We start from the raw sequence: 11,418 nt of genomic DNA, 5'->3' as shown, positions 1-11,418 counted from the left end.
TTTAAAAGCCCTCCTCAATTATTTTATAGAGGGTATCCCGTTCAGCGGGAATCCTACCAGCTGCCTTAATCATCCCCACCAGTTCCTTTTTGGTAAGGGACTGTCCACTGTCAGCTCCCGCGGCATGAGTAATCTGTTCCTCAACAACAGTACCATCTATGTCATCAACTCCAAATGCCAGTGAGACCTGGGCCAGTTTTGGCCCTATCATAATCCAGTAGGCCTTGATATGGTCAAAGTTGTCCAGCATCAGCCTGGATACTGCCAGCACTTTAAGGTCATCATACCCTGTCGTTCGGCTAAGCTTCGTCCCCTCCAGGCCGGTATTTTTCGGATGAAATGCCAGAGGTATAAAAGCCAGAAAGCCACGGCTCCGATCCTGCAGTTCACGCAGTTTAATCAAATGGTCTATGCGTTCTTCGATGGTTTCCACATGTCCATACAGCATTGTCGCATTTGTCAGCATTCCCGCCTGATGGGCAGCTTCATGCACCTCCAGCCATCTGGCGCCGCTAATTTTTTTATCACATATTTTTTCCCTGACCCTTGGCGCAAATATCTCTGCCCCACCCCCGGGAAGTGAGTCCAGACCTGCATCCATAAGGCGGCGGATTACGTCCTCCACTGACATGTTTTCGGTTTTGGCAAAATAATCGATTTCAACAGCGGTAAAGCCCTGAATGATTACTTTGGGCAAGACCTGCCTGATCCGGCGCAGCATTTCCTCAAAGTAATGCAGCCTAAGCTCTGGGTTAAGCCCGCCGACAATATGCAGCTCAGAAATGCCCTTGTCCCTTACTGCGAGAGCCTTTTTCTCTATCTCGTCAAGACTCATGGTGTACGCCTCCGGGTCATCAGGCTTTTTCCCAAAAGCACACAGCTTGCACAGGTTGTCACAGACATTGGTGTGATTAATATGGCGGTTTACAATAAAATAGGCGTAATCACCGTTTTTCCTTTTTCTCACTATATCTGCCATATACCCTATAACCAACAGCTCATTGGAGCTCATCAGCCTAACTCCGTCTTCAAAACTAAGCCTATCCCCTTTATTCACTTTTTCGACGATATCCAACAGTTTGCTTGTACCCAACAGTTCCATTAATAGGTCCTCCTAACGGCTAAGAGCCCTGCCATCTATTAAAAAGCTTATGTTCAATTTTAAGTAAATCCAGAACCCTGCCAACAACGAAGTTAACCAGGTCTTCGATTGTTTCAGGCTTATGGTAAAATGCCGGAGCTGCCGGCACGATATGGACACCCATGCAGGCAAGCTCCAGCATGTTTTTAAGGTGTATCTGGTTGAACGGGGTTTCCCTGGGAACCACCACCAACTGCCGTTTCTCCTTAAGCATAATGTCGGCAGCCCTTTCCACCAGGTTTTCCGAAGCCCCGCAAGCTATCCCGGAGAGGGTGGAGACAGTACATGGAATGATTATCATGCCATCATTTCTGGCCGACCCGCTGGCAATCTGAGCCCCAATATCCCGGTAATCATAATACGTCAGCGGGGCATCCTCGTTCAAGCCTAGATAACCCCCGATTTCCCTGGCCATGCCAGGGTCTCCGGGCTCAGGAAGGTCCCAGGAAAGTTCTTCCTTAAGAACCCTGAAACCCGGTCCGGTTATTGTCAGGCTAACCTCATGGTTCAGCCTAAGTAAGGTTTGGAGCATATTTCGCGCATAGATCGCGCCACTGGCTCCGGTAACAGCTATTATATATGAACCCAACCACATTCCCTCCAGTTTCGTTAAAGGCTACAGCGATATTTTGAGCCCAAATATAATATCGGCAAAAGTAAAAACAAACAGCATTACACTAAGTATGCCATTCATGTTAAAAAAAGCGGCATCAAGCTTAGACAAATCAGTTGGAGTAACCAGTGAATGTTCGTAAATCAGGATACCTGCTGCTAAGATTATTCCAAGCCAATAGAAATAACCCATACCCAGAAGCAGTCCGTCCCATACCAAAAGTACTATTGTCAATACATGCAGCAGTCCGGAAAACACCAGAGCCCACTTAAGGCCAAATATTGCAGGAACGGAATGAATTCCTTCCTTCCGGTCAAATTCGTAGTCCTGACATGCATAAATCATATCAAAACCGGCTACCCAGGCAATGACCACAAAACCCAGAATTACCGCAGGAAGCTCCACTCTGCCGGCAACCCCAACCCAACTTCCTACAGGGGCAAGACCCAGAGACAGTCCCAAAACAAGGTGACACGCCCACGTAAACCGTTTAGTATAAGAATAAAGAGTTAACACCAGGACAGCTATGGGCATCAGCTTGACCGTAAGGGGAACCGGCAGGTCCAGCGGGTTAAGCTGCCACGCTGCAATCAGCAGCAGAGCCCATGACAGGGCCACATAAACCCAGACCTCAGCAACTGAAAGGATGCCTTTGGGAAGATGCCTTCCGGCAGTCCGGGGATTTCTGGCATCTATGTGACGGTCAATCAGCCGGTTCAAGGCCATGGCTGCGGTTCTGGCGCCAACCATAGCCAGGGTTATCCAAAGCAGTTCATACCCTGTGGGAAAATTCCTTTTAGCCAGGAAGGCTCCCATTAAAGCAAAAGGCAGGGCAAACACCGTATGTTCAAATTTTATCATTTCACCAAAATGGCGTACCCGGGCAAAGGCCATATTCAATCAGACCACCTCTCTCCAGCTATTCCTTGGCTGCTGCTACATTAGAGATCACAGATACAGGTTTAACCCCCACATGTACCGATACGACTCCCCCAGTCAGCTCATAGTAATTTACGTTCTCCAGCCCCTGACGGGTAAATTCATCCTTCAGTTCCTTCTGGTGGGGAAAAACCTGCCACGAATTGTGGAGATATCTATAAGGGCCTTCGATACCCACTCCCAACCTGCCCAGGAGCGGTACACACCTATTAAAATAAAAATTATATAATTGCTTAAAAAAAGGAACGGTAGGTTTGCTGAATTCAAGGCAGACAACGCGCCCTCCGGGCTTAAGGACACGGATTATTTCCTTTAAGGTTTTTTTAAGGTCCGGAACATTCCGGAGCCCAAAACCAATTGTGGCACAATTGAAAGTATTATCTGCAAAAGGCATTTCCATGGCATTTCCCTGGATGTATTCGATATTATTTATCCCCTGCATGCCTTTCAGGTTGGCTTTTGCGATATCAAGCATGTCACCACAGAAGTCAAGGCCGGTCACTCTTCCGGAAGGCCCTGTCTTTTTGGCCAATTCCACTGATATCATCCCTGTACCACAGCATACATCCAAAACATTGTCACCGGGCCTTATCCCGGCTTTCTCAACAGTAAATTTCCTCCAAAATTTATCCCGGTTAAAACTCAGGAACGTGTTCATGGTATCATATTTTTGAGCTATAGACGAAAACACCGAGTGGACATATTGCTCCTGATTCTGGTAACCCTCGGGGATGTCAGGCCCACCCGGCGGCGTGATTTTAAATTCTCCACACTGCCCTGTTTTCCTTAGCGGAACAGCAAGCTGACCATTCTTCAACTCATTGACCATGCCTTGCAAACCGTCTCTTGCTTCACCTGCCGGAAATCGCTGCAGCAATTTACCAACCGCTTCAAAGTATGGTGCAGCCAGTTCCGTACCCAGGTTCCTTTCCAGGATACCATATCCCATTCCCAGGTTAAATCCTATTCCTGAAATGTTGGTAATTGCTTCACCCGAAACTGCAGCGAGAACGCCTGCCATCCTTGCCGCTCCTTCAGTCAATGCCGCACTTTCTTTTTCAATCACAAATAGGGCCATCTTCAGATCTGTCGCTTGAAGGCCCTGATGCTTTCTTCTCTGTAAAGCGCCATAATTCATATCAGCTATAATGGAAGCCAGGGGATCCAGGAATTGCAGAATATCCCCGGCACAAAGTTCCACAAAGAACCGGCCATAAAGATAATCTCCGGCCAACACCGGTAGCTGTGCCCCGTCTTTAGGGTCTTCTTCAACCGGATTCCTCACGCAGTTGTCCGGAACCCGAAACTGAACAGCTGAGGCCAGGTAAATTAACTGAATCACTGCGGCAAGACTGACCAGCCCAGACCCAGTATAACCCAAAAGCCTGCCGGAAAACAAAACCAGGGCCGGATGCAAGTATTTCTGCACCGACTCTGTTTCAACATGGGCAAATTTGCTCAAATTCCCGGGTTTTATCTTAAAGGCTTTTGCCACTTTCTCGTCTACATATTTCAAATCATCCCGAACTGCTTCCAGGAATTCGGCTGCCATCAATGTACCCCCTTATGCTAAACAAATTGCATAAAGTATTAAAAGATAAATAAAGTTTAACCATCTATATATTCGTTACCCTGAAAACAAATCCTCCCCTTAAACTAAGATTTCACAAAAAAAGGTCAGAATATTCGAGAAAGTATATTTAATCATGCTCATAAGCAACTACTTCAGCCACAAAAACCGTAGGGGTCTCAGCCAGGTCAATCATTTCCCCGTCAACCGAAACAATCGGCCGGGTCGGAAAATCACTATTCTGGTAAACAACCTTGCCGACAAGGCCATTATTTAATTTTACCATACTGCGCAGCGGAAAGGCGACAACATTCCTCAGGAAGTTTGATGTCAGGGTGCGGTCAAGCCCGGCTTCTGCCTGTGACCACAAAATCTCACCGGCCTCGTAAACAGGAAGCCTGGGGCGGTAAACCTTTTCCCTGATCAGCGCTGTATATATATCAGCAATGGCCACAATTCTGCTGTAAAGGTGTATCTGGTTACCCTTTATCCCATTAGGATAGCCGCTGCCATCAAGCCGTTCATGGTGCTGCAGGGCCACTACAGGGGCATGCTTGTTGATCCCATCGATACTGCTCAGGACATCAAAACCTATCAGGGGGTGTTTTTTGACCACACGCATCTCGGTATCATTGAGCTTATCCGGTTTCCCCAAAATCTCACCCGGGATCATAAGCTTGCCAACATCATGGACCAGTGAAGCAAAACAGAGAAACCGCATGTCCAGCTTATCCATACCCATAGACTTGGCGGTAATAACGGCAAGCAGACTGACATCCACCATATGCTCAAAAACTCCTGTTTCGGTGGACTTCATCCGAACCATTTCCGCAAAAGGCAGTTCATTAATAATAATCTGCTCTACCAGTTCATGAGAAACTTCGTTAATGACCTGTATATCAAAGGCCTTTCCCTCAACAATGCGGGATTTTGCTTTTTCCAATTCTATAACTGTTTCTCCGACAATTTTTTGTGGCCCGAATTCCTGGAGAAAAGAAAAACTGTCATCAGTCACCCAAAGCCGTTTAGCTCCTGCATTCTTAAGCCTGAGAATCATCTTGCCGGTCAGGACGGAATCCTCACCCAGCAGTTTAGTGCCATTCATGTTAAATACCGGTTCAGCCAGGGTCATCCCAGTTTTTACATCATCAATGCGTAAAGAGAACAAGGCCTCATTCCCCTTTCTATTATTAGGGTTATTGTTCAATGTTTTGACAGATAGCCTCATTTTTCCTGCATTTTTGCAGGAAGAATTGTTTCAAATATTGATCAACTTAAAGTTTATGGTTTGCCGTTAAAAAAGAGACCACGTCCAAACATTTTATTGGATGTGGTCTCTTTATATGATTTGTCACTTTTATAATGTAGTATCCTGTTTTTTAGCCAACACCTTCGGAAGTTGGATTAATTACAAGAGGTTCAGTGAACTGAGCAAGGGTTTGGGATCAACATATACTTTGTCAAGGGCTAGCTTGTCAGCAGAAATTCCCATCGCCAAACCAATCAGCTGGGTAAAGAATAGTGTCGGGATATTGAAGTTTGTCTTATATTTTTTGTTAATCTGTGATTGGCGCATATCCAGGTTCATCTGGCACATCGTACATGCGGCAACTACAGCCTGGGCTCCGGAATCCTTGGCCATCTGAAGGATATCCCTGCTGGCTTTCCATGTGGCATCCTGATTGGTAAAACAGAGTGATGCCCCGCAGCATTCAGTCTTATAAGGCCAGTCAATTACTTCAGCGCCAAGAGTTCTCATTATTTTATCAAGGGATTGGGGATTTTCAGGGTCATCAAAGAAGCCAAAGGTTTTCGGGGGTTTTACCAGGGCACACCCATAATAGTTCACCACTCTTAAACCCTTAAGAGGTTTTTTGACCACTGAGGAATCAATCTTATCCATGAAAATTTCGATGACGTTTTTAATTTTCATGTCACTCTTATCAATTTTCTTTTCCAGAGCATTCTCCAGGTGCTGTTTCATTTCCGGGTTTTCATTGATGTCCCGCTGAGCCAAAAAATGCCTTACATAACAGGCCGGACATGGGGCCGTAAATTCTTCACATCCGGTGGTCTCAGCATTAACTACATTTCTGGCCGGAAGTGCAAATGAGAGAAAATGGCTGGTACTGTGGGCTGATGACCCGCCACAGCAATTCCAGTCAGGTACTTCAACAACATCAATCCCCAGGGGACCGCTGATTGCTCTAAAAGATATATCTAATTCCTTTGATGAACCGTTCAGGCCGCAACCCGGATAATAAGCTACTTTCACCTAAAATCACTCTCCGATCTTTTTCGCATAATCATAAAGTTTCTTCATTTCGTCTCTGCCTTTTATATTATGGGGCAGAAGGGAAAGCTTGCCCCTCAGGAACATCGGCAATCCAAGGTCGGTATCCTGAAAGAGATTACCCGTTCCCAAGTTAAGCCCAAGAGCCAGACCCACTTCGTATAACCTTCCGTGGCTCTTAATAGAGTTCATAAATGTTGTATGGAATACATGCATGTTCTTGCCTTTACCGACAATTCCTCTATGATATGCAATGACCCTCAATGTATCCATCAATTTTGCGATATCAATATCTCTAGGACAGCGGGTGGTACATGTGGCACACGTAGCACATGTCTGTACCGTAAAGCTTTTCAGCACTTCATCAACCATGCCGTCCTGAAGCATCCTCATAATCTGGCTGGGCGGATAATCCATAGTAAACTGGAAGGGGCAGCCCCCTGTACACTTCATGCATTGAAAGCACTGACCCGGGTCCTGTCCGCTCTCTTCCTTAAGTTCCCGAAGGAATTCTTTGTTTCTATCCAGTGTCTGTGTAACGTTCATCTTACTCATCCCTATCCCTCGCTTATCCTAAATTCATACTTTAGAATTATTCTACATTGTCAGAATAATTCCTCTTTTAAAAGACAAAAAACTGAAATAACCCGTATATATTCCAAATTGTTGCACATTCCGCCCCGCTTTGTTGACTGCCCACAACTCCGGCCAGCCGCGCAGGGCAGGCGCGCAACGTCGCCAGCACCCATTTTCCCCTACATGCATATAAAAAAATGTGTTTTTTCTTTTTAGCATTCATCCGACCCCGGAGGTGGGAAAATGCCCTCTGACAAGGCGCACGGATGACCGTAACCACAAGCGTACTGGACGTACGCAGAGGATTACGGTCATCCGCGTAACGAAGTCAGGGGGCATTTTCCCCTACATGCACATATATATAAACATAAAAGCAAAAACCCTACTCTTTACCTGCCGGCAAAAGTAAGGTTCCCGCTAGCCTTTGACATACGTCTCAGTACAAATAAATATCCCTCCTAAAGATTTACGGCCTCTTTTTCGGGAGTTTTATAAAGGATTCCACGTTGTGTTTCTTTAGCGTCTACTGATTCTGCCCCAAAATTAATTGCCAGGAAATTGCAGGCATCCCATGGGTTCACCTTATCTCCACAGGTGAACACATCAACTGCGGCATAACCAAGCTCAGGCCATGTATGAATTGCCAGATGTGATTCGGAAATAACTACTACTCCACTAACACCCTGGGGGCTAAATTTATGAAATACTACCTCGCGAACCTCAGCGCCAGCTTCTAATGCTGCATTTACCATGATTTCCTCAACTTTGCTGACATCATTCAGAACATTGAAGCTGCATCCATAAATTTCAGCCAGAACATGCCTTCCCAAAGCGTTTAATGTCATCTTCAATCTTTGCCCCCTTTTTTAGTTCATCTTTGGAATTTAACACCCCTCTAATCATTTTAAATTAAACTCTAAATTCCAGTCAAATTCAATTTTAGCACATTTATGTGGTTTGTCAATAAAAATTTTATCGGAGTTTGCCCTAGTCTCAGCCCTTTGTCCCCAAGGGTTCAGGGTACTTCTCTACCCTGTTTTTCAGGCATCCAATCCCTTCCAGCACCACCTCCACGATATCGCCGGGCTCCATTGGACCTACCCCCTCGGGAGTGCCTGTCATCACTACATCACCAGGCATCAGGGTCATTATATGGGAGATAAAGCTTACCAATGCGGGGACAGGAAATATCATCTTACTTGTATCTGAATCCTGTTTCAATTCACCGTTCACATATGCTCTCACCCTATTACTATCTCCCGAATAATCGGTTTCAATCCACGGACCCAGGGGCATAAAGGTGTCAAACCCCTTTCCCCTGGTCCATTGCCCGTCTTTGCGCTGCAGATCCCGTGCCGTCACATCGTTGCCACAGGTATAACCCAGGATAAAATCCCTGACCTCTTCCGGTTCTGCATGGCGGCATTTCTTACCAATCACAACTGCAAGCTCGGCTTCATAATCAACCTGTGAACTGGAACTGGGGTAAACAATAGTTTCTCCGGGCCCGATAATAGCTGTAGAAGGCTTTATAAAAAGTACCGGTTCCTCCGGCACACCGGCCCTGTCTCTTTTAAACTCATCAATGTGAGCGCGGTAATTTAACCCGACACACACAACTTTGGAAGGTTCACAGGGAGCCAGCAGCTTTACTTCATCAAAATTGTACATACCGGCTCCCAAATTAAAGGTATCGCTGCCTGAAGCCAAGTCATCATAGATGCTGCCAGATATCTCCCTGATTACATTGTCATTTTCCAGAACCCCATATCTTGCTTCGCCGTTAAATAAAAACCTTACTATTTTCAAACTGTGCTTCCCCCGATATTTCTTAGCAGACTGGCCATTTCAATGCCGGTGATGGCAGCATCCCAGCCCTTATTTCCTGCCTTTGTACCCGCACGTTCTATAGCCTGCTCAATTGTATCGGCCGTAATAATTCCAAATATGGCTGGTACCCCTGTGTCCAGGGCAACCTTAGCTACCCCCTTGGACACTTCGGCACATACATAATCGAAGTGCGGTGTGCCTCCTCTGATAACCGCTCCCAGGCAGATGACAGCATCATATTTGCCTGATCGGGCCATTGCCTGAGCCACCAAAGGTATTTCAAAGGCCCCGGGAACCCAGGCTGTTTCGATATTTGCCTCTTCGGCGCCGTGCCTGTTCAGGGCATCAAGGGCGCCCCCAAGAAGCTTATTGGTAATAAATTCATTGAACCTGCCGACAACCAGACCAAACTTATAGTCCTTGGCCAATAATTTTCCTTCAAAGATCTTATTCACGTTTCATTCCTCCCTGATATCATTTATAATCATCTATAATAATTTATAATCATTTAATTAACTTTATTTGTTTATGATTTTCTAATTATTTTTATCTAATTATTTTTATTAATTGAAAGCATGTGACCCAGTTTTTCCTTCTTGGTACTCAGGTAAAACTCGTTAGATTCACATGGAGCTATCTCTATGGGAACCCGCTCCACCACCTCGAGGCCATACCCTTCAATACCGGCTATCTTCCTGGGATTGTTGGTCAAGAGCCTTATTTTTTTCACTCCAAGTCCGGCCAGTATCTGGGCCCCGATCCCGTAATCCCTCAAATCCGCCGGAAAACCCAGTAGTTCATTGGCTTCAACCGTGTCCTTGCCCAGATCCTGAAGGTGATATGCCTTAATCTTATTGGCAAGTCCTATGCCGCGGCCTTCCTGGCGCATATAGAGCAGCACCCCGCGGCCTTCCTGTTCAATCATTCTCATCGCATGGCCTAACTGATCCCCACAGTCACACCTGGCCGAGCCAAAAACATCTCCCGTCAGGCATTCGGAATGTACCCTGACCAGGACCGGCTTGTCCGTTGTCACATCTCCTTTGACCAATGCCAGGTGTTCTTTGCCATCCAGGATACTGTTAAAAGCAACCACGGTAAATTCGCCATATCTGGTAGGCAGTTTGGCCTCTCCGACCCGCTCCACCAGTTGCTCTGTGCGTCTGCGATAGTTTATCAGGTTGGCGATGGTAATAATTTTCAGGCCATGCTTGGCGGCAAATTCCTTCAATTCAGGAACGCGTGCCATGGTGCCGTCTTCCTTCATTATTTCACAGATTACCCCTGCCGGGTACATCCCCGCCATCCGGGCAAGGTCTACAGCTGCTTCAGTATGGCCTGCCCGTCTGAGCACTCCGCCGCTTTTAGCCCTCAGAGGAAAAACATGCCCCGGTCTGCAAAGGTCAGCCGGTTTCGTCTGGGGATCCATCATTACTTTGATCGTAATGGCCCGTTCATAGGCTGAAATACCGGTGGTTGTTTTCCCTTTTGCATCCACAGACACCGTAAATGCCGTTTCGTGGGAGTCAGTATTGTTGGTCACCATGGCCGCAAGTTCCAGCTCATCACACCGTTCAGCTGTCATCGGAGTACAGATTAGCCCCCGCCCGTGGGTAGCCATGAAATTAATGGCTTCAGGAGTTACCTTCTCTGCTGCCATCAGGAGATCACCTTCATTTTCTCTGTCTTCATCATCAACAACTATAATCATCCTGCCCTGTTTAAAATCAATAAGCGCCTCTTCAATCGTATTAAAAGTCATACATATTCCCCTTTCTCTATACAAACCCTTTTTCAGCGAGGTAATCCATAGTAAGTCCGCTTCGGCTGCCAACAGCAGGTGTACCTGCTCCATCTCCATCTAATCCCAAAAGTCGTTCTACATATTTCCCAATAATATCTACTTCCAGGTTGACCCTGGCCCCGGTTTTTTTGTAACCCAGAGTTGTCAGTGACGCAGTATGTGGGATGAGGGAGACCTGAAAACTGTCCCTTGTGCAGTCAACCACTGTCAGACTGATTCCGTCAATGGCAGCCGAGCCCTTTTTGACAACATACTTCATCACCTCTGCCGGAGCCCTGATTTCAGTTAATACCGCAATATCTTCTCTCTTCTGGCGGGTGATAACACCTACCCCGTCAATATGTCCGCTGACTATATGCCCCCCTAGCCGGCCGCCGACCCTGAGAGCAGGTTCCAGGTTAACCCGGTCTCCCGGTTTGAGGTCTTCCAGGTTAGTCTTACGCAAAGTCTCTGCCATTACGTCAACATCAAAAAAACGCTCATTAAAATGCACCACCGTTAGACATATGCCGTTAACAGCAATGCTGTCTCCCAGCCTGACATCCTTAAGGACCTCAGAGGCTTCCAGGGTCAACCTGGCTGAATCTGTACCGTACTGAATTTTTTTCAGTTTTCCCATTTCTTCAATTATACCGGTGAACATGGTTTTCAC

The 11,418-nt window shown here is 46.4% G+C and carries 12 protein-coding genes; all 12 read right to left on the bottom strand.

Annotated features, from left to right (window positions below):
• Nucleotide 1: 1 nt before the first annotated feature.
• Complete coding sequence (mqnE, locus tag Ga0451573_RS07745) at nucleotides 2–1,102, bottom strand: aminofutalosine synthase MqnE (protein ID WP_231683317.1); 1,101 nt, start codon at nucleotides 1,100–1,102, stop codon at nucleotides 2–4.
• A gap of 19 nt (nucleotides 1,103–1,121) precedes the next feature.
• On the bottom strand, nucleotides 1,122–1,730 hold the full coding sequence (locus Ga0451573_RS07740) for a UbiX family flavin prenyltransferase (protein ID WP_231683316.1): 609 nt from the start codon (nucleotides 1,728–1,730) through the stop codon (nucleotides 1,122–1,124).
• Between the two features lie 27 nt (nucleotides 1,731–1,757).
• Nucleotides 1,758–2,648: a UbiA-like polyprenyltransferase gene (locus tag Ga0451573_RS07735; RefSeq protein WP_231683420.1), complete on the bottom strand. Its 891-nt coding sequence runs from the start codon at nucleotides 2,646–2,648 to the stop codon at nucleotides 1,758–1,760.
• 25 nt (nucleotides 2,649–2,673) lie between these two features.
• A complete protein-coding gene (locus Ga0451573_RS20025; protein WP_331459395.1) occupies nucleotides 2,674–4,245 on the bottom strand; it encodes a demethylmenaquinone methyltransferase in 1,572 nt (523 codons plus the stop codon).
• Between the two features lie 148 nt (nucleotides 4,246–4,393).
• The gene (locus tag Ga0451573_RS07725; RefSeq protein WP_231683315.1) at nucleotides 4,394–5,431 is read right to left on the bottom strand and encodes an HD-GYP domain-containing protein; all 1,038 of its coding nucleotides are present in this window, start codon (nucleotides 5,429–5,431) and stop codon (nucleotides 4,394–4,396) included.
• 240 nt (nucleotides 5,432–5,671) lie between these two features.
• On the bottom strand, nucleotides 5,672–6,538 hold the full coding sequence (locus Ga0451573_RS20020) for a CoB--CoM heterodisulfide reductase iron-sulfur subunit B family protein (RefSeq protein WP_231683314.1): 867 nt from the start codon (nucleotides 6,536–6,538) through the stop codon (nucleotides 5,672–5,674).
• Nucleotides 6,539–6,544: 6 nt separating this feature from the next.
• Nucleotides 6,545–7,111 carry a 4Fe-4S dicluster domain-containing protein gene (locus Ga0451573_RS07715; RefSeq protein ID WP_231683313.1) on the bottom strand — a complete coding sequence of 189 codons (567 nt, stop codon included), beginning with the start codon at nucleotides 7,109–7,111 and terminating at the stop codon, nucleotides 6,545–6,547.
• 479 nt (nucleotides 7,112–7,590) lie between these two features.
• Nucleotides 7,591–7,977 carry an adenosylmethionine decarboxylase gene (speD, locus tag Ga0451573_RS07710; RefSeq protein ID WP_231683418.1) on the bottom strand — a complete coding sequence of 129 codons (387 nt, stop codon included), beginning with the start codon at nucleotides 7,975–7,977 and terminating at the stop codon, nucleotides 7,591–7,593.
• A gap of 148 nt (nucleotides 7,978–8,125) precedes the next feature.
• Nucleotides 8,126–8,941, bottom strand: a complete 816-nt coding sequence (locus Ga0451573_RS07705; RefSeq protein ID WP_231683312.1) for a fumarylacetoacetate hydrolase family protein — start codon at nucleotides 8,939–8,941, stop codon at nucleotides 8,126–8,128.
• On the bottom strand, nucleotides 8,938–9,417 hold the full coding sequence (ribH, locus tag Ga0451573_RS07700) for a 6,7-dimethyl-8-ribityllumazine synthase (protein ID WP_231683311.1): 480 nt from the start codon (nucleotides 9,415–9,417) through the stop codon (nucleotides 8,938–8,940). Before ribH ends, Ga0451573_RS07705 begins: the two co-directional genes overlap by 4 nt.
• A 95-nt stretch (nucleotides 9,418–9,512) precedes the next feature.
• On the bottom strand, nucleotides 9,513–10,724 hold the full coding sequence (locus Ga0451573_RS07695) for a bifunctional 3,4-dihydroxy-2-butanone-4-phosphate synthase/GTP cyclohydrolase II (RefSeq protein ID WP_231683310.1): 1,212 nt from the start codon (nucleotides 10,722–10,724) through the stop codon (nucleotides 9,513–9,515).
• Between the two features lie 16 nt (nucleotides 10,725–10,740).
• Nucleotides 10,741–11,409: a riboflavin synthase gene (locus tag Ga0451573_RS07690; protein WP_231683309.1), complete on the bottom strand. Its 669-nt coding sequence runs from the start codon at nucleotides 11,407–11,409 to the stop codon at nucleotides 10,741–10,743.
• Nucleotides 11,410–11,418: the final 9 nt, after the last annotated feature.

The sequence above is a fragment of the Phosphitispora fastidiosa genome, from assembly GCF_019008365.1.
Lineage (GTDB): Bacteria > Bacillota > Thermincolia > Thermincolales > UBA2595 > Phosphitispora > Phosphitispora fastidiosa.
Note: the sequence above shows the minus strand (reverse complement) of the source record. Positions and strands in the feature narration are given on the sequence as shown.

What these genes read in the sequence shown, in the direction of transcription:
- Ga0451573_RS07695 (WP_231683310.1), bottom strand. Translation starts at nt 10,724, where the DNA reads ATGACTTTTAATACGATTGAAGAGGCGCTTATTGATTTTAAACAGGGC.
- Ga0451573_RS07715 (WP_231683313.1), bottom strand. Translation starts at nt 7,111, where the DNA reads ATGAGTAAGATGAACGTTACACAGACACTGGATAGAAACAAAGAATTC.
- Ga0451573_RS20025 (WP_331459395.1), bottom strand. Translation starts at nt 4,245, where the DNA reads ATGGCAGCCGAATTCCTGGAAGCAGTTCGGGATGATTTGAAATATGTA.
- mqnE (WP_231683317.1), bottom strand. Translation starts at nt 1,102, where the DNA reads ATGGAACTGTTGGGTACAAGCAAACTGTTGGATATCGTCGAAAAAGTG.
- Ga0451573_RS07690 (WP_231683309.1), bottom strand. Translation starts at nt 11,409, where the DNA reads ATGTTCACCGGTATAATTGAAGAAATGGGAAAACTGAAAAAAATTCAG.
- Ga0451573_RS07735 (WP_231683420.1), bottom strand. Translation starts at nt 2,648, where the DNA reads ATGGCCTTTGCCCGGGTACGCCATTTTGGTGAAATGATAAAATTTGAA.
- speD (WP_231683418.1), bottom strand. Translation starts at nt 7,977, where the DNA reads ATGACATTAAACGCTTTGGGAAGGCATGTTCTGGCTGAAATTTATGGA.